The following is a 21331-nucleotide window of genomic DNA, read 5'->3' as shown; positions in this document are numbered from 1 at the left end:
GCGCGGACGGAACGAGCCGGGGCGGGGAGGGCGCCCGCGCCGGTCGGCGCACGCGGCGGCCACCCCATCGGTTCAGCTTGCTCGGCTTGCTCGGCGCGACTTCCCCTCGCTGCCCTTGCGCAGCGCCCGGAGGAACTCCCCCACCCCCAGCGGCACACGATAGCGCCACAGGGCCGCGCAGAACCCGCAGACGGCGAAAGCACCGCCCAGCACAGCGCCCCAGAGGGTGTCCCCCCACAGCAGGCGGGCGGCGAACGCCGGCGGCGCGACGGCGGCGACGGCCACGGCCGCGGCGTGGAGGTAGCCGCGGTCGGCGGTACGGAAGCCCAGCCGCCGCACCAGCAGCGCCGAGGCGGTGTTGTCCACCACGATCGCCAGCCCCCAGGCCAGGGCCGCGCCCGTCACCCCGTACCGCGGCACCAGCCAGATCCCGGCGCCGAGCTGGGCGGCGAAGCCCGCACCGGCCGTCGCCAGGTTCCAGGTGCTGCGGCCGGCCATGAGGACGACCGTCTGCGCGTTGCCGACCCCGACGTTGACCACGCAGGCCGCCGACAGCACCACCAGCGCGGCGGCGCCCTGGCCGAAGCCGGGTCCGAACAGGGAGAGCACGGCGGCGGGGAAGGCCGCGAGCAGCATGAACAGGGGCCAGGAGAACAGCACGATCCACCGGGTCGACAGCCGGTGCAGATGCTCCGCCTCCCGCTCCAGGCCGACCGTCAGCAGTCTGCTGATCTGCGCGGCCACGGCGAGGCGTACCGCGAGCTGGAGCAGGGTGCCGGCGGTCACCAGCCGGCCGACGGCCGTGTAGATCCCGGCCTCGGTGCCGGTGCCCAGCGCCGACAGCAGGACCACCCCGATCCAGACGGCGGCGATGTCGAAGACCGAGGACAGGGCGCGGGGGCCGGCGAAGGACCAGAACTCGCCCGGGGAGACGGGCCGCTCCTCCCCTGGCCTGCCCGGGCCGCCGCGGTGTGCCGCGCGGGAGCGGCGCAGCGAGACCCAGGCCGCCGCCGCGCCCAGCAGGGCGGGGGCCAGCCAGGCCGCGGACAGCGCGAGCACGCTCGGTGCGAGCAGGACCAGGGGCAGCGCGAGCACCACCCGCAGTACGGGTTTGCCGATCTGCTCCACGCCCACGAAGGGGACCACCGAGCCGTATCCGCGGGTGGCTCCCAGCAGCACCAGGGAGACGGTCGCCACCGGCAGGAGGAGCGCGAACAGCCGCACCACCGTCAGCGCCTGCCCGGCGGGGAGGCCGGGCAGCAGCCAGGTCGCCGGAGCCGGCGAGAGGAACAGCATCGCCGCACACGCCGTGCTCGCCGCCAGGGCGGGCGGCACGGCGGTGCGCAGCAGCGCCGGTACGCCGGCCCCGCCGGTGAGTTCCAGGTCGCGGGAGACGAAGCGCACCAGCGCGGTGTCGGCGCCCAGCTTGCAGGCGTTGCTCACGATGGTGAACGCGGCGACTCCCGCGAAGACCGCGCCGGCCCCGTGCGCGCCGAGCCCGCGGGTGACGACGGCGACCAGGAGGAAGCCGAACAGCGCGTTGACGGCGGAGCCCGCGAAGCCGAACCAGCCGCCGCGCACGGTCGCGGCGACCCCCCGGGCGCGTGCCCCGGCCGCCGTGCCGCCGTGCGCGGCGGGCCGTGTGCCGGTCACGGGCGCGGGGCGGTGCCGTCGCCGGTGCGCCGGTACCGGCCGTACGAGCCGTAGGCGGTGTCCGGACGGGCGTCGGACGGCTCCGGTTCGAGCCGTTTGAGCGCCACGGTGTCCTCGCCCGTGCCGCCGGGACCGGGGCCGGGGCCGGGGCCGCCGCCCGTCCCTGCGGGCGAGGCGGGCGAGGCCGGTTCGGCGGGCTCGAAGGTCGCCGAGGGCGCGGCGGGAGAGGGATTGCGGCGGCGCTTGCGGCCGCCCTCGTACAGCACCGCGCCCAGGACGTGCCCGCCGACGGAGGTGACCAGGTCCCGCACCCGGTCCAGGTCCTCCCTGAGGGTGGTGTCCGGATCGCAGACCACCAGCACCCCGCGCGCCAGTCCGGCCACGGCCGTGCCGTCCGCATGGGACAGCAGTGGCGCGGTGACGGCCACGACGTACTCGCCCCGCTCGGCGGCCCCGCTCAGCAGCCCGGTGAAACCGGGTGAGTTCAGTGCCCGTGCGGCGTCGGGCACCCGGCATCCGGGGACGAGTTCGAGGTATCCGGCGGTACCGGTGTCCACGGTGGCCCGCGCGCCGTCCGGCCAGCGGCCCGGCACGGGCTCGCGGACGGCGCCGCGCACGGGGAGCTCCCCGGCCAGGCGCGGCGTACGCGGGTCGGCCTCGACCAGCAGCACGTCGCGGCCGGTCTCGGCCAGGGCCGCGGCGAGGTTGACCGCGGCGGGCAGGGTCCCGGGGTGCTCCCGGGCGGACACGACCAGCAGGCCGCCGGGCTCCGCCAGGCGCGGGTGGCGCAGCGCGCGCAGGGCGATCGTGCGGAACTCCTCGGCCCGCTCCCCGCCGCGGGACGGACCGACCTCCAGGATCCCCGCGCCGTCCCGCCGCCGCGGCAGGGCGCCGAGCACGGGCGCGCGCAGTGCGGTGCGCACCTCGCCGGCCGAGCGCGCCCGCGGGTCCAGCAGGGAGCGGATCCAGGCGGCGAGCAGTCCGCCGGCCAGTCCGGCGACGGATCCGACCAGTACGAGTACCGCGATACCGGGGCCGGAGGGCGCCTCGGGGGCCTCGCCCCGGCGCACCACGTCGCCGGGGGAGGTGTCCAGGGTCTTCAGTCCGGTGACGCGTCCCTGGAGGTCGGCTATGCGGGCGGCGAGGTTGGCGCGTTCGGACTCGGCGGTCTGCCGGGCGGACTCGGTGGACGCGCCGGCGATCTCCTCGTCCAGCTCCTCGCGCTGGTCGATCAGGGGCTGGAGTTCCTCGTTCAGCTCGGCGACGGTGTTGTCGATGCGCCGGACGACGGCTGCCTCGCGGTGGTCCAGATAGGCGCGTACGAAGGCGTTGACGCGTTCGGCCGCCTCCCGCGGCGAGTCGGCCGTGTACTCGAACTCCAGGATCTGCGTGTCGGGGGGGTTGCTCACCCGCAGACCGTCGAGGAGCTGCGCCGGGTCGGCTCCCCCGCCCAGCTCCTCGGCGGCGCGTCCGGCGACCGTGGCACTCCGGGCGACCTGCCGCTCGGTGCCCATGCTGATCTGCTTGTCGGCCGAGACCCCGCCGGCCTCGAACGGCGCGGTGCTGATGGCCTGTACGACGACCTCGCCGGTGGCGGTGTAGTCCGTGCCGCCCGCGGTGGACACGGCCCCGCCGCAGACGGCGCCCAGCAGCAGACCGGAGGCGATGACGGCGCGGTGGCGGAAGAGCCGGCTCAGCTGTTCGCGGAGCTGGTCGGGCTCCCGCGAGGACGGGTCGTAGGCGCTCACGTGCGTGCTTCTCCTGTGGAGGTGGTCGAGAAGGTGGTGCGGGTGCGGGACGCGGCGCCCGCGGGCACGGGGCCGGGTGCCGTCGCCGGGTCCGCCGGCGGCTCGGAGGGGGACTCGGGGTACGGCCGCCCGGACGCCGTCCGGCCCGGTCTTCCGGTGATCAGTACGGGTGCCAGGAGCAGCAGGGTGAGCGGTCCCATCACGAACAGCAGGCTGCCGCGCAGCAGGATGATCTGGTAGAAGCCGAACGCGGTCACGGCCAGGGCCGCGAGCGTACCGCCGTGTTCGCGCAGCCGGTGCCGTACGCCGTCGATGCGCCGTCCCGCCGCCCCGAACAGGGCGAAGACGGCGACGACCCCGGGGAGGCCGGCCCACATGTAGCTCTCGATCCACAGCGGCGCGGAGAGGTTCTCGAAGGAGTAGCCGGCGTGCCGGGCCAGGGTGACGCCCGCGTCGCCGGGCTTGCCGGGCCAGACGGCGCGCGGCACGAAGAACAGCGGCGGCCCGAGCGCGTCCCGCATCCGGTGGCCCCTCTCCCGTACGTGGTCGACGCCGGTGGCGATCTGCTGGAAGGCGTCGTAGTCGCCGTTGGAGGTGAACTGCTCGGCGAGCGAGACGATCTCGACCGGCTCGCGCCGCTCGTGGCGGAAGTAGTCGCTGTAGGGGAACACCAGGAGCACCACGGCGGTGACGGTGGCCGCCCCCGCCCGGAAGGCCCGCGGCCGGCACAGCGCGGGGGCGGCGAAGAGAAGCGTCAGCAGCACCGTCCCGGCCCAGAAGCGCGGCTGGCTGACGGGGTTGTTCACCACGGCGTTCACCGCGACCAGCACGGGCAGCAGGATCCACCGCACTCCGCGCAGAGTCCGGTCGCCGCCCGGGGTGCGGGGCACGTACAGCAGCGCGAGAAGCGCCCAGAAGGCCGGGACCGACAGGCTCCAGGCGGCCAGGGCCTGGTCCGCGGCCCCGCCCGGATCTCCCTGTGCGGCGGCCTCGTTGACGGCCTGGCGGCTCTGGAAGAACGCCGCCGGGCCGCCCTGGGCGGGGACCAGCACGGCCGCCAGCGCCAGGGACAGCCCGCACAGCAGCAGGGTGCGCACGGGGGTGATCCGGCGGGCGAGCAGCGGCTCGAGCACGGGTGAGGTGCGCGGCGTCCGCCGTCCCGCCAGCGCCGACCCGGCGCTGTGGGCGAGCAGTCCGGTCTCCACCAAGGCCGCCGAGGTGAAGGCGGTGCCGGCGTCGACGGCGAAGCCCCAGGGGTAGGAGTCGGTCGCCAGCATGGCCAGCGGCGCCAGGCCCAGCCAGACGTAGCAGAAGAGCCAGAAGCCGAAGCCGACCACCCGTACCAGGGGGTCGGTCAGCACCCGCGCCAGCGCCCCTCCGGTGTGGGCCACCACCACGCACTGCACCGCGAACGCGGCGCCGGTGCGCACGTCCTGCCCGTACAGCACCAGGGCGGGCAGCAGCAGGACGAGCACAACGGTGCACAGGCACAGCGCGGGGACGCTGCGCCGCCCGGCCCGCTCCGCCGCCGGGGACGGTTCCCTCACGGGCATGAGCCGTTCTCCTCCCCCCGTTCCGCGCCGGTCCCGGTCCGGGGCGGCACGGGCGGGTTCTCGCGCTCGATCGGGGTTGGACTGCTCGGATTCACTACGTTTATCGGCTTTTCTGGTGTTCTGGCAGCGGATGAGGCCGTAAGCCCCTACGATGACCGCGTCTTCGAAGGGGGGACGGCTGTGCTGGACTCGTTCGCGGGCCGCCGCGTGCTCGTGGTCTCGACCAACTACGCGCCGGAGCACGCCGGCATCGGACCGTACTCGGCGCAGATCGCCGAGCACCTGGCCTCGCTGGGCGCCGACACCCATGTGCTCGCCGGGATGCCGCACTACCCGGCGTGGCGGGTGCACGAGGAGTACCGGGGCAGGTGGCGGGTGCGCGAGGCGCGCGAGGGCGTGACCGTCCACCGCCGCAGGCACACCGTGCCGCGGCGGCAGACGGCGCTGCGCCGGGGTCTGTTCGAGGCCAGCGTCCTGGCGCACGGCGTCGCGGCGCCGCCGCGCGTCCGCCCGGACGTGGTGCTCTCCCAGATGCCCAGCCTGGCCGGAGGTGTGCTCGGTGCCCGCATCGCCCGGCGCGCCGGGGTGCCGCACGCGGTGGTCGTCCAGGACCTGATGGGCGCGGCGGCCGGGCAGAGCGGGATGAGCGGCGGCGGCCGGGTCGCCTCGTTCGCCGGGGGCGTGGAGGGCCGGGTGCTGCGCTCGGCGGCGCTGGTGGGGGTGGTGCACGAGTCGTTCGCCGGCCGGGTGGCGGCCATGGGGGTGCCGCGCGAGCGGGTGCGGGTGGTGCCCAACTGGACGCATGTGCGCGCCCCCGGCGGCGACCGCGCGCGGACCAGGGCCCGGCTGGGCTGGCCCGAGGACACCACCGTGGTGCTGCACTCGGGGAACATGGGCCTCAAGCAGGGGCTGGAGGTGCTGGTGGAGACCGCCCGTCTCGCCGGCCGGGACGGCGCCCCGGCCGGCGAGACGGGTGGCACAGTGCGGGTGGTGCTGATGGGCGAGGGGCACCGGCGCGAGTATCTGCGGGAGCTGGCCCGGGGGGTGGAGTCGCTGGACTTCCTCCCGCCCGCGGACGCGGAGGAGTTCCCCGAGGTCCTGGCCGCCGCGGACGTACTGGCCGTCACCCAGCGGGCATCGGTGCTGGACATGAGTCTGCCGTCCAAGCTGACCTCGTACTTCACGGCCGGACGTCCGGTGGTCGCCTCCGTCGCCGCGGGCAGCGGCACCGCGCGGGAGGTCGAGCGCTCCGGCGCCGGGGTGGTGGTGCCCGCGGAGGACCCCGAGGCCCTGCTGGAGGCGGTCCGTCGGCTGGCCGGCGATCCCGGCGGGTGCGCCGAACTGGGCGCGCGGGGGCGCGAGTACGTCGAGCGGCGGCTGAGCCGCCGGGCCGGTCTGGAGCGGATCACCGCCCTGCTGCGGGAGGCGTCGACCGCCGGATGACGGACGGGTACGGCACACGGGCGCGGGGCGGTGCGCCGGTGCGGGGCGGTGCGGCGGCGGTGCGGGCCGCCCGCGGCGCCTCACCGCGCTCCGGGCCGGACGGCGCCGGCGGCGGCCCCGTACAGCCTCTCCAGCCGGTCGGCCACGGCCGCCGCCGAGAACCGCTCCCGCACCGCCGCGCGGCCCGCCGCGGCGGTGCGCTCGCGCAGTGACCGGTCCTCCAGCAGGCTCAGCACCGCGTCGGCCAGCGCCCCGGGGGAGCCGTCGGTGACCAGCGCGGCCTCGCGCCGCTCCAGTTCGGCGGCGATCCCGCAGCTGTCGGTGCAGACCACGGGGGTGCCCGCGGCCAGCGCCTCCAGCACGCTCATCGGGAACGGCTCGTCCACGCTGGGCAGGACGTACACGGTGGCGCGGGCGATGCGCCGCACGGCGGCGGCGTGGTCCAGCGGTCCGCCGTACTCCACCGCCTCCACCAGCCCCTCCTCGGCGATCAGCCGGCGCACCGGGGCCAGCCGGCCCTCGTCGGCCCCGTGCAGGGTGAAGGAGACCCCGGGGTGCTCGGCGCGCACCAGCGCGGCCATGCGCACGAACGCCTCGGGGCGCTTGCGCCGGTGGAGTCGGGCGAGGAAGAGCACGTCCGCCCCGTCCGGCGGGTCCTCCGGCTCGCCCTCCCCTTCCTCCGGTGGCCTCACGCCGTTGGGCAGCCGTACCGTCGGCGGGCCGCCCGGCCGCAGCACCCTGCGCAGCCCGGTCTCCTCGGCCTCGGTGAGCACCAGCGCGGCGCGCGCCCTGCGCAGCAGGGGCACGTAGCAGCGGTCGAAGAGGCGGACGGCGGCCGAGCGGCGCGGCTGGACCATCCCGTGGGTCTGGACGACGAAGGGGCGGCGGCGCAGTACGGCGGCGGCCAGCGCCGCGAGGGAGACCAGATCGCGTCCGGCGTGGACGTGCAGCACGTCGGCCCGGCCCGCCAGCCGCCACAGGGTGAGGACCAGCCGGGGGTGGAACAGGCCGAGGAAGCCCTGGCCGGGCACCAGTGTGCGGGCCCGGTGGGCGCGCAGCGGCACACCGTCCAGGGTGCGCGGCGGCGCGGCGCGCCCGCGCCACAGGGAGACCAGCGCGACCTCGTGGCCGCGTGCGGCGAGTTCGGCCAACTGTCCGGTGGCCACGCTCACCGGGCCGCCGTAGGCACCGTCGTCGCCGGTGAGGGTGACGGTGTGGACGATCCTCATCGCGTGCCTCCGGCGGTGAGCACGGCTTTCGGCGCGAGATCGCGGTGGGCGACCGCCCCGGCCCCGACCACCGCGCCCGCGCCGACGGTGACGCCGCGCAGCACCAGGGCGCGGGCGGCCACCCAGCAGCCGCGCTCCAGACGGACGGGGGCGTTGTCGAACTCGAAGGTGGGCGAGTGCCGCTGGTGGCTGCCGGTGCACAGCACCGCCTCCTGGGAGACGCACACATCGCTCTCGATGGTGATCGGCTCCAGGTTGATCAGCCAGGCGCCCTCGCCGATCCACACGTCGTCGCCGACGGCCAGCTTCCAGGGCCACTGCACGCGCACCCGGTGCCGGATGAGGACCCGCTGCCCCACGCGCGCGCCGAAGGCCCGCAGCAGCGCCGGGCGCCAGCGCGGCGGGAACCACCACTTGACGAAGAGCAGGTTGAGCGCGGCGAACCAGGCGGCCTGGACCAGCAGGCCGCGCTGCTTGTCGTAGCCGGCGCCGGTGAAGCCGCGCAGCCGGCGCCCGGCGGCCGGGGCGCTCAACGGTCCACCCGCACTCGGCGGCCGGACAGTTCGGCGTCCAGCTGCGCCACATCGGCCTCGACCATGATCCGGGCCAGCTCGTCGTAGTGCACCTTGGGGGACCAGTCCAGCAGCTTGTGCGCCTTGGAGGCGTCCCCGATCAGGGCGTCCACCTCGGCGGGACGCTCGTACTTGGGGTCGAAGCGCACATGGCGCTCCCAGTCCAGCCCCGCGGCGCCGAAGGCGGCGGTGAGGAAGTCGCGGACGGTCGCGGCCACTCCGGTGGCCACCACGTAGTCGTCGGGCTCGTCGCGCTGGAGCATGCGCCACATGGCCTCGACGTACTCGGGCGCGTAGCCCCAGTCGCGGACGGCGTCGAGGTTGCCCAGGTAGAGGTGCTCCTGCAGGCCCGCCCGGATCCGGGCCACGGCGCGGGTGATCTTGCGGGTGACGAAGGTCTCGCCGCGGCGCGGGCTCTCGTGGTTGAAGAGGATGCCGTTGACGGCGTGGAGGCCGTACGCCTCCCGGTAGTTGACGGTGGCCCAGTACGCCATCACCTTGGCGCAGCCGTACGGGCTGCGCGGATGGAAGGGTGTGGTCTCGTTCTGCGGTGGCGGGGTGGAGCCGAACATCTCCGAGGAGGAGGCCTGGTACAGCCTGGTCTCCACGCCGCCGGCCCGGATCGCCTCCAGCAGCCGTAAGGCGCCGAGCCCGGTCACCTCGCCGGTGTACAGGGGCGCGTCGAAGGAGACGCGGACGTGGGACTGGGCCCCCAGGTTGTACACCTCGTCCGGCCGGATGTCGCGCAGCAGGTTCACCAGCGCGACCCCGTCGGCGAGGTCGGCGTGGTGCAGGACGAGCCGGCGGCCGGGGGTGTGCGGGTCCTGGTAGATGTGGTCGATGCGCTCGGTGTTGAAGCTGGACGAGCGTCTCATCAGGCCGTGCACGGTGTAGCCCTTGTCCAGCAGCAGTTCGGCCAGATAGGAGCCGTCCTGCCCGGTGATGCCCGTGATCACAGCGGTACGCGGCATGGTGTTCCCCCCACAGGTGGTCTGGTGTCGGCCCGTGTCCGGCCGGGCGCCGGAGCGGGACGGGCTCCGGGCGGCAACTGGCCATGTTTCAGCGAAAGTCGGGAGAAAGTAAGCCCCTCCCTGACAGAATGCGCGCCATGGACGATCTGCTGCCCCCGCCCGCCCGCGTCTTCGTCGCGGGGCACCGCGGCCTGGTCGGCTCCGCCGTGGCCCGGCGCCTGTCCGCCCGGGGCTACGAGGTGCTGACCCGTACCCGCGCCGAACTCGACCTGCGCGACGGCGCGGCCACCGCCGCCCACCTGCGCGACATCCGGCCCGACGCCGTGGTCCTGGCCGCCGCGAAGGTGGGCGGGATCATGGCCAACAGCACCTTCCCCGTGCAGTTCCTGGAGGACAATCTCCGCATCCAGCTCGGCGTGATCGGCGGCGCGTACGCCGCCGGGGTGCGCCGGCTGCTCTTCCTCGGGTCGAGCTGCATCTACCCCAAGCACGCCGAGCAGCCGATCACCGAGAGCGCCCTGCTGACCGGCCCGCTGGAGCCGACGAACCAGGCGTACGCCGTCGCCAAGATCGCCGGGATCGTCCAGGTCCAGTCCTACCGGCGGCAGTTCGGAGCCTCCTACATAGCGGCGATGCCCACCAACCTCTACGGCCCCGGCGACAACTTCGACCCCGAGACCTCGCACGTCCTGCCCGCGCTCATCCGCCGCTTCCACGAGGCCCGCGAGAAGGGCGCGAAGGAGGTGGTGCTGTGGGGCACCGGCAGCCCCCGCCGCGAGTTCCTGCACGTGGACGATCTGGCCGCCGCCTGCGAGGTGCTGCTGCGCCGTTACGACGGCGACGAGCCGGTCAACGTCGGCTGCGGCGAGGACCTGACGATCCGCGAGCTGGCCGAGCTGGTCGCCTCGGTGGTGGGTTACGAGGGCCGGATCGCCTTCGACCCCGCCAAGCCGGACGGCACCCCGCGCAAGCTGCTCGACGTCGGCCGGATGAGGGCGCTGGGCTGGTCCCCCTCGATCGGCCTGGCCGAGGGGATCGCCGCCACCCACCGCGCCTGGCGCGGGGCGGCCGAGCCGGGCTGACCCGGCCGCGCCGCCCGCCCCGGCGCCCGTCCGGCCGTTCCTAGTACGCGCCACGGGCGCTCACCACGGCGCGGAAGGTGCGGGCCAGGATGCCGACGTCCCCGGCGTAGGACCAGTTGTCCACGTACCTCAGATCGAGCGCGACGGTCTCGTCCCACGACAGGTCGGACCGCCCGCTGACCTGCCACAGCCCCGTGATCCCCGGCTTGACCGACAGTCTGCGCAGCTCGGTGTCGTCATAGCGCTCCACCTCCTCGGGCAGCGGCGGGCGCGGTCCCACCAGCGACATGTGGCCGGCCAGCACGTTGAACAGCTGGGGCAGCTCGTCCAGGGAGTAGCGGCGCAGAAAGCGGCCCAGCGGGGTGACCCGGGGGTCCTCGCGGATCTTGAACATCGCCCCGTCGTGCTCGTTCGCCGCCTCCAGCGCCGGGCGCATCCGGTCGGCGGCCTCCACCATCGTGCGGAACTTCCACATCGGGAACGGCCGCCGCCCCTGTCCGACGCGGAGCTGCCGGTAGATCACCGGCCCCGGCGACGACAGGCGCACCGCCGCCGCCACACCCAGCAGGACGGGCGAGAGCACCGCGGTCAGCAGCAGAGCGCCCACCCGGTCGGTGATCCGCTTGAGCAGTACCGGCAGCCCCCGCCGGGGCGCCGGCTCCACATGGAGCACGGTCATCCCCGCGGCCCGGGTCAGCCGCAGCCGGCGCCGCGAGACGTCGACGAGGCCGGGCACGACGGCCAGGCTCCGGCCGTCGTCGTGCAGGGTCCGGGCCAGCCGGCGCAGCCCCTCCCCCGTCGTCCACCGCCCGGGGACGACGAAGACCGTGTCGGCGCCGAGTTCCGCCGCGCGTTCGAGGACGGTGGCGGTGTCCACCGCCCCCTCGGCGTCCGCGGCGTCTTCGGGTCTCTCAAATCCCCCGGGCACGCAGCCGCCGACCACCACGTACTCGTCGTCGGTGCGGGCGCCCATCCGGGCCGTCAGGCCGTCCGCGGCCCCCGCCTCCCCCACCACCAGTACCCGCCGCAGCCCCCGCGCCTGGCGTCGCCGTGCCAGGGTGCGCCGGTGGGCCAGTCCGCGGTGGGCGGCGGTCAGCGCCAGGCAGGGAAGGAGGGCGGGCAGCCACGTTCCGGCCGACACCTCCAGCCGCACCGTCACGCACACCGCGGCGAGCAGGCCCAGCATCGCCAGCCAGTCGCGGAACACCGGCAGCACGGCTCCGCTCTCCCCCGCCTCCTGTGCCGCGTAGCGTCCCCTCAGTGCCGCGATCAGCGGCCACGCGGCGCCGACGACCGCGGCGGCCGGCAGCGGGCCCGGCCCTCCCCCTGCGGCGCCCAGCGCGCCGGCCGGCAGTGCGGCGCCCAGCACATCCACCGCCAGAGCCGGTGGAAGGCGCCGGCCGGCCCCCGGTCTTCCCCTCGTCTTCCGCTTCCCGTCCCGCGTGCGAACGCGTAACGGCTCGGCCAAGTCCGCGGGCGCCTCGGCGACCCGCGTTCCGGCAGCCTCGAACAAGGCCCTGCCCCCCTACTCGGTCGGCGTCCCCTTCCCCCCGCTCGGCCGGCTGATGCCGACTTTGCATTCGCCTCCGTACTGAGTGTGAAGACTAGAACACACTTGCCGATTTCCGTGGCTGTTTACCCAAGTTGTCGATATCCGCGGCTTCGGGTTCACATGGCGCCCGGAGATCACCCGCGGGTGTTCGATCGTGTTCCCCGCCCAGCCCCGTACGCCTCGCCGCCCAGCTCCAGCCGGGCGGTGCCCGCGGTGGCGTCGGCGAGCCAGGAGCGGAATGCGGCGACCTCGGCCTCGGGCAGCCCCACCTCGATGGCGACCTCGGCGCCGTAGTGCACGCCGCGCACGTCCCGGCCGCCGGTGCGCAGCTCGTTCTCGACCCGGCCCGCCCTCTGATGGTCCACCGTGACCGTGGCCAGCCGCATCCGCCGCCGGGTGACGGTGCCCAGCGCGTCGAGGGCCTCGCCGACCGCGCCGCCGTAGGCCCGGATCAGCCCGCCGGCGCCCAGCTTCACCCCGCCGAAGTAGCGGGTGACGACCGCGACGGCGTAGCGGACCTCGCGGCGCAGCAGCATCTGGAGCATCGGCACGCCGGCCGTGCCGCCGGGCTCCCCGTCGTCGCTCGCCTTCTGCACACCGGCGTCGGCGCCGATGACGTAGGCCCAGCAGTTGTGGGTGGCGTCCGCGTGCCGCTCGCGGACGCGGACGACGAACGCCCGCGCCTCCTCCTCGGTGGCGGCGGGCGCGAGCGCGCAGATGAAGCGCGACCTGTTCACCTCGGTCTCGTGCACGCCCTCGCCCGCGACCGTCACATACTGCTCCCGCATTCGGCCCACCCTACGGTCCGCCGCGGGGAATGGCCCGGCCGGGCCGCCGGTTGGCAGGGGCATGTACGCAGACTCAGAGACAGTCCGCAGGATCCTGACCGAGGCCGGCGACACCTGGGCGGTGGTCGGCCTGTCGTCCAACCGCGACCGCGCGGCCTGGGGGGTGGCCGCCACGCTCCAGCGGTTCGGCAAGCGGATCGTACCCGTCCACCCCAAGGCGGAGGCGGTGCACGGCGAACAGGGTTACGCCTCCCTGGCCGAGATCCCCTTCCCCGTCGACGTCGTGGACGTGTTCGTCAACTCCGCGCTGGCGGGCGGCGTCGCGGACGAGGCGGTGGCGGTCGGGGCGAAGGCCGTCTGGTTCCAGCTCGGCGTGGTCGACGAGGCGGCCTGTGAGCGGACCCGCGCGGCGGGCCTGGAGATGGTGATGGACCGCTGCCCGGCCATCGAGATCCCGCGTCTGGGCTGAGCGCCCGAGAGCGGGCGTCCCGACCACCGTCCAGTGGTCGGGACGCCCGCTCCGCGCGGGGTCAGGGCAGTTCCAGCACCAGCTTGCCGACGTTCTCCCCCCGGAAGAGCATCTGCAGCGTCTCGGGGAAGTCGTCCACGGTCCCCTTGACCACGTGCTCCTTGACCTTGACGCGGCCCTCGCCGATCCAGCCGGCGATCTCCTGCGCGGCCTGCCCGTAGCGCTCGGCGTAGTCGAAGACCACGAAGCCCTCCATCCGGGCCCGGCGGACCAGCAGGGACAGGTAGTTGGACGGGCCCTTGACCGGGGTGGCGTTGTTGTACTGGCTGATCGCGCCGCAGATCACCACGCGGGCGTGCATCGCCAGCCGGGCGAGCGCGGCGTCCAGGATGTCGCCTCCGACGTTGTCGAAGTAGACGTCGATGCCGTCCGGCGCGTGCTCGCGCAGCGCCTTGCGCACGTCCTGCGCCCGGTAGTCGATCGCCGCGTCGAAGCCCAGCTCGCCGGTGAGCATGGCGCACTTGTGCGGCCCTCCGGCGATGCCCACGACCCGGCAGCCCTTGGCCTTGGCGATCTGCCCGGCGATGGTGCCCACCGCGCCCGCGGCGCCGGAGACCACCACGGTCTCGCCGTCCTTGAGCGCCCCGACCTCCAGCAGGCCGAAGTACGCCGTCATGCCGGGCATGCCCAGCGCGCCCAGGTACGTCGAGGGCGGGGCGAGCGCGGTGTCGACCTTCATCGCGCCCCTGCCGTCGGAGACGACGTGCTCCTGGACGCCGAACGTGCCCACCACATGGTCGCCGGGCCGGTAGTCGGGGTGGTCGGACGCGGTGACCTCCACGACCGAGCCCGCGCGCATCACCTCGCCGATGCCGACGGGCGGCAGGTAGGAGGGACGGTCGTCGAGCCATCCCCGCATGGCGGGGTCCAGTGAGATGACACGGGTGCGGCCCGCGAAGCGGCCCGGCCCGGGATCCTCCACGGGCACCGAGCGATGCTCCCAGTCCTCGGGCTTCACCTCTCCGGTGGGGCGGGCCGCCAGGCGGATCTGGCGGTTGGTCGCTGGCATGGGGCCTCCTGCTGACTCAAGACTCCCTGCACCGTACCGACCGGTAGGTACGAGGTCGATGTGATCTGCGACACCTTCGCCCCGGAGCGACTCGGAGCGACCCCGGCCGTCAGCCGTCAGGCAGCCGGCCCACGAAGCGGCGCCTGATCAGCCGCCGCTCGGCCGCGGTGGTGCCGCCCCACACCCCCTCGGTCTCGCCGTTCCTGACGGCCCAGTCCCTGCACTGCGGCATGACGGGGCAGCCGAGGCAGACGGCGCGCGCCCGGGCCGCCTGCCGCTCGGCCGGGCCGCCCTCGCCGATGGGGAAGAAGAGTTCGGGATCCTCGCCGCGGCACGCCGCGGACTCACGCCAGCCCATGTCAGCGCACCGGTCGCGGGGCACGGGGCAGCCGCCGGGAAACCGCCCGGCACGCGCGGAAGGGGAAGAAGTCGGGAACGCTCACCGGAACCTCCGAGGAATCGGGGCGGCCCGCGGGCGGGCAGCCCGAAGATCCCCGCGGCACACTGGTGTGCCGCAGAGCCCGGCAGGGGCGTTGATGTTCAAATATAAAGGAATGTCCCGGTTTCCGGTGAAGGTCACGCTCCGGCCCGGGCCCTCACCAGACGGCGCAGGGCGAGGCGGGCCGGACCCGCGTAGAGGACGAGCGCCGGAAGCGGCCCCTCCATGCGCAGCTCGGTGCCGGTCCGCCCGTCGGGCAGGACGGCGACCGAGTGGTGCAGGCGCATCCGCACGGGACCGGCCCTCACCCGCCAGGTCCACCGCCGCCGCGCCTCGCTGACCTCCTCGACCGCGAAGGCGACCGGCACCCCCGGCAGCGAGACGACCTCGCCCTCCATCCCAGGCTCGATGCGGTCGCCGCGCACGCGCACGGACCGGATCTGCGGGGACCAGGTGGGCCACAGCCCCGGACGCGCGTAACGTTCCCACACGTCCTCGGCCGGGGCCCGCCCGGTCGCCCGCAGGGTCATCCGTGCCATACCGGTCGGCTCCTCGTCACGAAAGGGACGACCGGGCACGGCATGTGCCGGGCCGCTCCCCTCACCCGTCGGAGTAGCTGAGTTCCCCCAGAGTCCAACTGCTCACCTCACCGATGGCGACGCGGTACATGCCGCCGGTGTCGGGGAGGCCGTAGCTTCCCTGGAGGATGCGTGCGACGTGCAGGTGCAGGTGGGTGGGCCTGCCGCCGCCGTGCCGGTCGTCCTCCCCGGACGACCCGAACAGCTCGGCGAACGGCTTCAGGCGCTCGGAGTCCCGCAGGACCTCGGCGACCCGCGCCTTCCAGACGGCCTCGGGCGCCAGCCTGCCGGTGATGACCGCGCCGGGGACCACCACGGTGAGGGGCATCTGGTTGCTCCGCTCGGACTCCACCTTCTCGGCGATGGAGACGAGCAGGTCATCGTGGTTAGACATGCGGGCAGAGTAGCGTCCGCGGCGGTGATCAGTCGCCGGTGCGGGTGGCGTGGAGGCCCAGACCGCCGAGCACTCGTGCTCCGGGCAGTCCGGCCAGGACCTTACCGGGCACCAGCAGTTTGCCGCGGCGGCGCCCGGATCCGACGACGGCGTACGGGGTGTCGGCGACCGCCGCGTCCACCAGCAGGGGCCAGCCGGGGGGCAGTCCGACCGGGGTGATGCCGCCGTACTCCATGCCGGACTCGCCGACGGCCGTCTCCATGGGGGCGAACGAGGCCTTGCGGGCTCCCAGTTCGCGCCGGACGGTGCGGTTGACGTCGGCGCGGGTGTGGGCGAGGACGACGCAGGCGGCCAGGGTGGCCTCCTGGCCGCGGCGGGCCGCGACGACCACGCAGTTGGCGGACTGCTCGGGCGGGATGCCGTGGACCTCGCCGAAGCGGGCGGTGTCGGCGTCGTCCGGGTCGCTGTCCACGTAGACGATCCCGTCGGCCGGCACGGGGCCGCGCAGCGCGGCGGCGACCGGCGGGGCCAGCAGGTCGAGCTTGTCGGTGACCGGCCAGGCGTCGGTGAAGTTCCCGATGGGGGCGCGCATGGCGTGCACGCTAGCAGCCGCCCGGGTGCCCGCCGCGCGGGGCGGACCCGGGAGCGGACTCGGGGGCAGGGCGGGCTGCGCGGCGAGGGTCAGATCCAGTGGTTGCGGGCGACGTACAGCAGCAGTGCCAGGCCGTGCAGGGCAACGGCGCAGAGCAGCAGCAGGCGCAGGGTCCGGTTGCTCATGGCGTACGCATCCCGTCGGTGCTTCCTGTCCGGTCGGCGGGCGGGGACGGAACGGGTCCGTGACCGGCCGCCCCCTCCAGTCTGCCCGCTTCCGCCCCGGCCGTCTCCGGCCCGGGGGTCCCCGGTTCGGGGATCTCCAGACCGGCCGGCGCCGCAAGCTGCCCGGGGGTGACGCCCTCGGGCAGCGGCACCGGCGGCGGGGTGCGCAGCGGGGGCAGCCAGCCCTCCCGCGGGTCCCAGCGCCGTACGACCTTGGCGGGCGCGCCCGCGACCACGGCGTGGTCGGGCACCTCGCCGCGGACGACCGAACCGGCCGCCACCACCGTGTTCCGCCCCAGCCGCGCGCCCGGCAGCACCACCGCTCCCGTGCCCAGCCAGCTGCCCGCGCCGATCTCCACCGGCGCCGAGCGCGGCCACTGCCTGCCGATCGGCTGATGGGGGTCGTCGTAGGAGTGGTTGGTGGAGGTGATGTAGACGTACGGGCCGCAGAAGACGTCGTTCCCGATCGTCACGCCCGCCCCCGCCCCGTCGGCGACCACATGGCTGCCCCGGCCCAGGACCACCCCGTCGCCCAGCCTCAGCACCGTGTCCGGTCCGAGATCGAGGCCGGGCATCATCCCGGCGGTCAGCGTGACCTCGGCGCCGATGACGCAGCACGCGCCCAGCTCGATCCACTCGGTGCCGAACAGCGTGCCCTGCGGGAAGGCCAGCCGGGTACCCTCCCCGATGCCGCGGAAGGCGTACGGTCCGGGGCGCTCGGCCGAGACGGCGCCCGCCCGCTGCGCGTGGCGCCACAGCCCGTGCACGGCGCGGGAGGCCGTACGGGACAGCAGGGAGGAGAACACGTTCCTGTTCTTGGGCACCCGATCACGGTAGACGCCCGGGCGGGCGGCGCACCGCCCGCCGTGCTGTGATTCCCGCCCCACCCATCGCTTACGGTGCCGTTCGGAAGAAGGCGCTCGGCACACGGGCCGTGCGCGGCACGGCAGGCGGGAGAGGGCACTGATGGAACGGCGGGCGATGATCGCGGGTGTGGTGGGCAGGGAGCCCGAGATCGATCCGGAGGCGTACGTCGCCCCCACGGCCGTGGTGGTCGGCCAGGTGTCGCTGGGACCGGGCGCGAGCGTCTGGTACAACGCGGTGCTGCGCGGCGACTGCGACGCGATCACCCTCGGCAGGGACAGCAACGTGCAGGACAACTGCACCGTCCACGCCGACCCGGGCTTCCCCGTGGTCGTGGGCGAGCGCGTCTCGGTGGGTCACAACGCGGTGCTGCACGGCTGCACGGTCGGGGACGAGGTCCTGGTCGGGATGGGCGCGACGGTGCTCAACGGGGCCCGGGTGGGCGCCGGTTCGCTGGTGGCGGCCCACGCCCTGGTCCCGCAGGGCATGGAGGTCCCGCCCGGTTCCCTGGTCGCCGGGGTGCCGGCCCGCGTCAGGCGGGAGCTGACCGAAGAGGAGCGCGAGGGCGTCCGCGTCAACGCCGCGGCGTACCGGGGGCTGGCCGGCACGCACCGGGAGACGCTGGTCGTCCTGGAGGACGACGAGGGCTGAGACCCAAGGCGGGCGCCCGGTACACGGAAGCCCGTGCGGGCTTCCGTGTACCGGGTGCGTACCGAAGCGGGGGTGGCCGTGGTCCGGCCGCGGCGGCGGCTCTAGTGTTCTCGCCATGTGGCCAGGACAGCAGCCGCCCGGGGGCGAGCAGAACCCGCAGGACCCGCACAGCCCGCAGAACCGGCAAAACCAGCCCAACCCGTACCAGACGCCGGGTTACCAGGCTCCGAACCCCTATCAGACGCCGGGGTACCAGGCGCCCAACCCCTACCAGGGCCCGGGCTACCAGGGGCAGCCCGGCGGCCACTGGGGGCAGCCGGGCACGCCCGGCGCACCGCGGCCGCCGCAGGGCGGCAAGGGCGGGAAGAGGGGCCGGAACGCGGCGATCGCCATCGTCGCGGCCGTCGCGGTGATCGCCGCGGCCGTGGTGACGGGCGTCCTCGTCCTCACCGGCGACGACAAGGGCGAGAAGACCGCGGGCCCCGGCGCCAGTGCCTCGCCGAGCCCCGGGCCCTCCACCGCCGAGCCGGACGAGGACGGCGGCTCCGGGGCCGAGCGGGACGACCCCACCAACCCGCGCGACGGGGTCGCCCCGGAGAAGCCGGATCCGGTGGTCTCCGGCTGGAAGGTCGTCACCAACGCCAAGCACCACAACGCCTTCGACGTGCCCGCCGACTGGAAGCTCGGCACGGAGACGACGATCATCGGCTACGGGCAGAAGGACGAGGACGACCCCTTCTCCGGGCCCCAGGTCGCCTTCAGCGCCCCGGCCTTCTACAAGGAGGGCTGGTGCAAGGTCGGCAACAGCAAGTACACCCGGGCCACCGTCGGCAGCAAGGGCGGCCAGGGCTCCCGCAACACCGCCGAGGGCGCCGAGATCGCCGCGGAGAACTTCGTCTACTTCGCCTACGGCGAGCAGAAGGACACCGTCAAGCTCACCAAGGCGAAGAAGTTCTCCAACGAGCACGGCATCACCGGCCACATAGCGAGCGCCACGGCCACCGGGGTCAAGAAAGAGAACAAGTGCGACTCCGACGGCAGGGTCGTGACCGTCTCCTGGATCGACGGCAGCAACGACCTGCGCATCTGGCTCCTGATCACCGACGCCGGGGTCGATGACGAGGTGTCCCAGGACACCATCGACAAGATGACCGGCAGTCTGCGGCCGTACGCGGAGAAGGACTGACCGGCAAGGGGCCCGCCGGGGGCGGGGCGGGGCGGCGGCCGTCCCGCCCCGCCTGGGCGGGACGCGACTACACGCTGCTGACGGCCGCCGCCGTGATCACCGGGCTGGGCAACTCCGGTGCGCTGATCGCGGCCGCGTTCGCCGTGCTCGCCCTGGGCGGCGACGGCACCGACGTGGGCCTGGTCGCCGCCGCCCGCACCGTCCCCCTGGTGCTGTTCCTGCTCGTCGGCGGCGCCGTCGCCGACCGGCTGCCGCGTCACCGGGTGATGGTGGCGGCCAACGCGCTCAACTGCGTCTCCCAGGGCGTCTTCGCCGCGCTGGTGATCACCGGGAGCGCCGAGCTGTGGCAGATGGTGCTGCTGTCGGCGCTGGGCGGCATCGGTCACGCCTTCTTCGCCCCGGCCGCCGAGGGGATGGTGCTCGCCAGTGTCCGCGGCGAGCAGGCGGGGCGCGCCTTCGCCGTCTTCCGGATGGGGGTCAACGGCGCCTCCATCGGCGGCGCGGCGCTCGGCGGCGCGCTGATCGCCGCGGTCGGCCCCGGCTGGGTGCTGGCGGTCGACGCCGCCGCGTTCGCCGCCGCGGGGGCGCTGCGCGCCCTGCTCGATCTGCGCGCGGTGCCCGAGCGCGCGCCGGGCGGCGGCCTGCTCGGCGATCTGCGCGACGGCTGGCGCGAGGTGGTGGGGCGGCCGTGGCTGTGGGCGGTGGTCGGGCAGTTCGCGGTGGTCAACGCGGTGGTCGCGGCGGCCGAGGCGGTGTACGGGCCGCAGGTCGCCGAGGAGCACCTGGGCGGCGCCCGGCCGTGGGGGCTGGCCCTGGCCGCCTTCGGCGCGGGCACGGTGTGCGGCGGGGTGCTGATGACCCGCTGGCGGCCGCGCCGCATCATGCTCGCGGGCACCCTGTGCGTCTTCCCCCTGGCGCTGCCCTCGGCGGCACTGGCGGTTCCCCTGCCCGCGGCGGGCCTGGCCGCGGTGATGTTCACCACCGGGGTGGCCATCGAGGTGTTCGGGGTTTCCTGGATGACGGCGCTGCACCAGGAGGTGCCCGAGGAGAAGTTCTCCCGGGTCTCGGCCTACGACTGGCTGGGGTCGATCGCCCTGGTGCCCCTGGCCACGGCCGCGGCCGGCCCCGTCGAGTCGCTGGTGGGCCGGCCGGCGGCGCTGTGGGGCTGCTCGGTGCTGGTCGCGGTGCTGACGGCCGCGGTGCTGTGCGTACCGGGGGTGCGCGGCCTGACCCGGCGGGACGGGACCGCGGCGGTCGGCTCTCAGCCGACCGTGAAGGAGCCCTCCGGCGGCTCGGGCGAGGCGGCCGCCTCGCTCTCCTGAACCGGGCGCGCGTCCCCGGCCAGCCGCTCCAGCGCCACCCCGTGCACCACCCGTGCGGGGAACGGGTCGCCCGCCGCCAGCCGCGCCAGCCGCGCCACGGGCAGCCCGGCGCGGGAGGCGGCCAGCACGGTGTTGCCGAAGCGGCGGCCGCGCAGCACGGCGGGCTCGGCGATCAGGCACAGCCGGCCGGGGTCCTCGCCGAAGACCGTGCGGAAGCCGGCCAGCTGGGAGCGGAGGAAGCCGAAGGGCGCGGCGTCGGCGAGGTTGGCGACGTAGACGCCGCCCGGCCGCAGCGCCCGGGCCGCGGCCCGGGCGTACGCCAGGGTGGCCAGGTGGGCCGGGACGCGGGAGCCGCCGAAGACGTCGGCGACCAGGACGTCCACCGATGCGGGGGGCCTGCCCCGCAGCGCGGTGAGGGCGTCCTCGGCCCGCACCGCGATGCCGCCGCCGGGCGGCAGCGGCAGGTGCTCGGCGACCAGGCCGAGCAGGGCCCGGTCGGCGTCCACCACCTCCTGGCGGGAGCCGGGGCGGGCGGCGGCCAGATAGCGCGGCAGTGTCATGGCCCCGCCGCCCAGGTGGAGGACGTCCAGCGGCGTGTCCGGGGCGGCGGCGCAGTCCAGGACGTGGGCGATCCGGCGCACGTACTCGAACTCCAGATGCGCCGGATCGCCGAGGTCCACGTACGACTGGGGGGCGTCGTCGACGGTGAGCAGCCAGGCGCGCGGCCGGTCCACGTCCGGCAGCAGCCGGGCGGTGCCCTGGTCCACGGTCCGGCGTACGGGCACCGGCTCCCCTGCCGCCCGGTCGTCCGCCGTCCGGCCCTGCGCTGCCTTGTCCATCGCCCCATTGTCCCGTCGTCCCGGCCGGCCGGGACGACGGGGTGGGGGCGCCCGGGCACGGCCGGGGCACAGCGTTTGGCCGCGGCCGGGTCGCGGACCTCACAGTGGGCAGA

The 21331-nt window shown here is 75.1% G+C and carries 21 protein-coding genes; 6 read left to right on the top strand and 15 right to left on the bottom strand.

Going from position 1 to position 21331, the window contains the following annotated elements:
• Window positions 1–72: 72 nt before the first annotated feature.
• The 3 genes from BM237_RS06940 to BM237_RS06930 are packed head-to-tail and all read right to left on the bottom strand — an operon-like array spanning window position 73 to window position 4954.
• On the bottom strand, window positions 73–1653 hold the full coding sequence (locus BM237_RS06940) for a lipopolysaccharide biosynthesis protein (protein WP_245793455.1): 1581 nt from the start codon (window positions 1651–1653) through the stop codon (window positions 73–75).
• A complete protein-coding gene (locus BM237_RS06935) occupies window positions 1650–3401 on the bottom strand; it encodes a hypothetical protein (RefSeq protein WP_093848643.1) in 1752 nt (583 codons plus the stop codon). Before BM237_RS06935 ends, BM237_RS06940 begins: the two co-directional genes overlap by 4 nt.
• Window positions 3398–4954, bottom strand: coding sequence for a hypothetical protein (locus BM237_RS06930; protein ID WP_245793454.1), 1557 nt, complete (start codon window positions 4952–4954; stop codon window positions 3398–3400). The genes BM237_RS06935 and BM237_RS06930 overlap by 4 nt, the downstream gene beginning before the upstream one ends.
• Window positions 4955–5137: 183 nt before the next feature.
• Between BM237_RS06930 and BM237_RS06925 the strand changes: the two genes are divergently transcribed.
• Entirely contained in the window at window positions 5138–6397 is a 1260-nt protein-coding gene (locus tag BM237_RS06925; protein ID WP_245793494.1) for a glycosyltransferase, read from the top strand.
• Window positions 6398–6477: 80 nt separating this feature from the next.
• On the opposite strand, the gene BM237_RS06920 is transcribed toward BM237_RS06925, so the two are convergent.
• Genes BM237_RS06920 through gmd form a run of 3 tightly spaced genes read right to left on the bottom strand, consistent with a single transcriptional unit; the run spans window position 6478 to window position 9169 of the window.
• Complete coding sequence (locus tag BM237_RS06920) at window positions 6478–7626, bottom strand: glycosyltransferase (protein ID WP_093848642.1); 1149 nt, start codon at window positions 7624–7626, stop codon at window positions 6478–6480.
• On the bottom strand, window positions 7623–8159 hold the full coding sequence (locus tag BM237_RS06915; RefSeq protein WP_093848641.1) for an LbetaH domain-containing protein: 537 nt from the start codon (window positions 8157–8159) through the stop codon (window positions 7623–7625). The genes BM237_RS06920 and BM237_RS06915 overlap by 4 nt, the downstream gene beginning before the upstream one ends.
• Entirely contained in the window at window positions 8156–9169 is a 1014-nt protein-coding gene (gmd, locus tag BM237_RS06910; protein WP_093848640.1) for a GDP-mannose 4,6-dehydratase, read from the bottom strand. The genes BM237_RS06915 and gmd overlap by 4 nt, the downstream gene beginning before the upstream one ends.
• Before the next feature lie 137 nt (window positions 9170–9306).
• Here gmd and BM237_RS06905 point away from each other — a divergent pair, with 137 nt between their 5' ends.
• The gene (locus BM237_RS06905; RefSeq protein WP_175540912.1) at window positions 9307–10251 is read left to right on the top strand and encodes a GDP-L-fucose synthase family protein; all 945 of its coding nucleotides are present in this window, start codon (window positions 9307–9309) and stop codon (window positions 10249–10251) included.
• Between the two features lie 40 nt (window positions 10252–10291).
• Here BM237_RS06905 and BM237_RS06900 read toward each other — a convergent pair whose 3' ends face one another.
• Both BM237_RS06900 and BM237_RS06895 read right to left on the bottom strand, forming a co-directional pair.
• Window positions 10292–11626, bottom strand: coding sequence for a sugar transferase (locus tag BM237_RS06900; protein ID WP_245793453.1), 1335 nt, complete (start codon window positions 11624–11626; stop codon window positions 10292–10294).
• Window positions 11627–11937: 311 nt separating this feature from the next.
• Window positions 11938–12591 carry a YigZ family protein gene (locus BM237_RS06895; RefSeq protein WP_093848638.1) on the bottom strand — a complete coding sequence of 218 codons (654 nt, stop codon included), beginning with the start codon at window positions 12589–12591 and terminating at the stop codon, window positions 11938–11940.
• A 61-nt stretch (window positions 12592–12652) separates the two neighbouring features.
• Here BM237_RS06895 and BM237_RS06890 point away from each other — a divergent pair, with 61 nt between their 5' ends.
• Window positions 12653–13060: a CoA-binding protein gene (locus tag BM237_RS06890; RefSeq protein WP_093848637.1), complete on the top strand. Its 408-nt coding sequence runs from the start codon at window positions 12653–12655 to the stop codon at window positions 13058–13060.
• A 61-nt stretch (window positions 13061–13121) separates the two neighbouring features.
• Here BM237_RS06890 and BM237_RS06885 read toward each other — a convergent pair whose 3' ends face one another.
• The 6 genes from BM237_RS06885 to BM237_RS06860 all read right to left on the bottom strand — a co-directional run bounded on the left by BM237_RS06885 (window position 13122) and on the right by BM237_RS06860 (window position 17180).
• Complete coding sequence (locus BM237_RS06885; protein ID WP_175540911.1) at window positions 13122–14129, bottom strand: NADP-dependent oxidoreductase; 1008 nt, start codon at window positions 14127–14129, stop codon at window positions 13122–13124.
• A gap of 109 nt (window positions 14130–14238) precedes the next feature.
• Complete coding sequence (locus BM237_RS06880; RefSeq protein WP_093848636.1) at window positions 14239–14487, bottom strand: WhiB family transcriptional regulator; 249 nt, start codon at window positions 14485–14487, stop codon at window positions 14239–14241.
• A 218-nt stretch (window positions 14488–14705) separates the two neighbouring features.
• On the bottom strand, window positions 14706–15107 hold the full coding sequence (locus BM237_RS06875; protein ID WP_175540910.1) for an SRPBCC family protein: 402 nt from the start codon (window positions 15105–15107) through the stop codon (window positions 14706–14708).
• 61 nt (window positions 15108–15168) lie between these two features.
• Window positions 15169–15540, bottom strand: a complete 372-nt coding sequence (locus tag BM237_RS06870; RefSeq protein WP_093848635.1) for a GvpU-like protein — start codon at window positions 15538–15540, stop codon at window positions 15169–15171.
• Between the two features lie 28 nt (window positions 15541–15568).
• Window positions 15569–16132 carry a YbaK/EbsC family protein gene (locus BM237_RS06865; protein WP_093848634.1) on the bottom strand — a complete coding sequence of 188 codons (564 nt, stop codon included), beginning with the start codon at window positions 16130–16132 and terminating at the stop codon, window positions 15569–15571.
• Window positions 16133–16313: 181 nt separating this feature from the next.
• Complete coding sequence (locus tag BM237_RS06860; RefSeq protein ID WP_093848633.1) at window positions 16314–17180, bottom strand: acyltransferase; 867 nt, start codon at window positions 17178–17180, stop codon at window positions 16314–16316.
• A gap of 142 nt (window positions 17181–17322) precedes the next feature.
• Between BM237_RS06860 and BM237_RS06855 the strand changes: the two genes are divergently transcribed.
• The 3 genes from BM237_RS06855 to BM237_RS06845 all read left to right on the top strand — a co-directional run bounded on the left by BM237_RS06855 (window position 17323) and on the right by BM237_RS06845 (window position 20379).
• Complete coding sequence (locus BM237_RS06855; protein WP_093848632.1) at window positions 17323–17871, top strand: gamma carbonic anhydrase family protein; 549 nt, start codon at window positions 17323–17325, stop codon at window positions 17869–17871.
• Between the two features lie 115 nt (window positions 17872–17986).
• Window positions 17987–19057 carry a DUF8017 domain-containing protein gene (locus BM237_RS06850; protein WP_093848631.1) on the top strand — a complete coding sequence of 357 codons (1071 nt, stop codon included), beginning with the start codon at window positions 17987–17989 and terminating at the stop codon, window positions 19055–19057.
• Window positions 19054–20379 carry an MFS transporter gene (locus BM237_RS06845; RefSeq protein ID WP_093848630.1) on the top strand — a complete coding sequence of 442 codons (1326 nt, stop codon included), beginning with the start codon at window positions 19054–19056 and terminating at the stop codon, window positions 20377–20379. The genes BM237_RS06850 and BM237_RS06845 overlap by 4 nt, the downstream gene beginning before the upstream one ends.
• Here BM237_RS06845 and BM237_RS06840 read toward each other — a convergent pair.
• A complete protein-coding gene (locus tag BM237_RS06840; RefSeq protein ID WP_093848629.1) occupies window positions 20319–21218 on the bottom strand; it encodes a spermidine synthase in 900 nt (299 codons plus the stop codon). The two genes, BM237_RS06845 and BM237_RS06840, sit on opposite strands and share 61 nt — an antisense overlap.
• Window positions 21219–21331: the final 113 nt, after the last annotated feature.

Source organism: Streptomyces mangrovi (assembly GCF_900114215.1).
Taxonomy (GTDB): domain Bacteria; phylum Actinomycetota; class Actinomycetes; order Streptomycetales; family Streptomycetaceae; genus Streptomyces; species Streptomyces barkulensis.
The sequence above is the reverse complement of the archived record's forward strand: the minus strand, read 5'-3'. Positions and strand labels throughout refer to the sequence as shown.

What these genes read in the sequence shown, in the direction of transcription:
- BM237_RS06920 (WP_093848642.1), bottom strand. Translation starts at nt 7,626, where the DNA reads ATGAGGATCGTCCACACCGTCACCCTCACCGGCGACGACGGTGCCTAC.
- BM237_RS06855 (WP_093848632.1), top strand. Translation starts at nt 17,323, where the DNA reads ATGGAACGGCGGGCGATGATCGCGGGTGTGGTGGGCAGGGAGCCCGAG.
- BM237_RS06930 (WP_245793454.1), bottom strand. Translation starts at nt 4,954, where the DNA reads ATGCCCGTGAGGGAACCGTCCCCGGCGGCGGAGCGGGCCGGGCGGCGC.
- BM237_RS06890 (WP_093848637.1), top strand. Translation starts at nt 12,653, where the DNA reads ATGTACGCAGACTCAGAGACAGTCCGCAGGATCCTGACCGAGGCCGGC.
- BM237_RS06880 (WP_093848636.1), bottom strand. Translation starts at nt 14,487, where the DNA reads ATGGGCTGGCGTGAGTCCGCGGCGTGCCGCGGCGAGGATCCCGAACTC.
- BM237_RS06905 (WP_175540912.1), top strand. Translation starts at nt 9,307, where the DNA reads ATGGACGATCTGCTGCCCCCGCCCGCCCGCGTCTTCGTCGCGGGGCAC.
- BM237_RS06895 (WP_093848638.1), bottom strand. Translation starts at nt 12,591, where the DNA reads ATGCGGGAGCAGTATGTGACGGTCGCGGGCGAGGGCGTGCACGAGACC.
- gmd (WP_093848640.1), bottom strand. Translation starts at nt 9,169, where the DNA reads ATGCCGCGTACCGCTGTGATCACGGGCATCACCGGGCAGGACGGCTCC.
- BM237_RS06865 (WP_093848634.1), bottom strand. Translation starts at nt 16,132, where the DNA reads ATGCGCGCCCCCATCGGGAACTTCACCGACGCCTGGCCGGTCACCGAC.
- BM237_RS06875 (WP_175540910.1), bottom strand. Translation starts at nt 15,107, where the DNA reads ATGGCACGGATGACCCTGCGGGCGACCGGGCGGGCCCCGGCCGAGGAC.
- BM237_RS06885 (WP_175540911.1), bottom strand. Translation starts at nt 14,129, where the DNA reads ATGCCAGCGACCAACCGCCAGATCCGCCTGGCGGCCCGCCCCACCGGA.
- BM237_RS06870 (WP_093848635.1), bottom strand. Translation starts at nt 15,540, where the DNA reads ATGTCTAACCACGATGACCTGCTCGTCTCCATCGCCGAGAAGGTGGAG.
- BM237_RS06840 (WP_093848629.1), bottom strand. Translation starts at nt 21,218, where the DNA reads ATGGACAAGGCAGCGCAGGGCCGGACGGCGGACGACCGGGCGGCAGGG.
- BM237_RS06850 (WP_093848631.1), top strand. Translation starts at nt 17,987, where the DNA reads ATGTGGCCAGGACAGCAGCCGCCCGGGGGCGAGCAGAACCCGCAGGAC.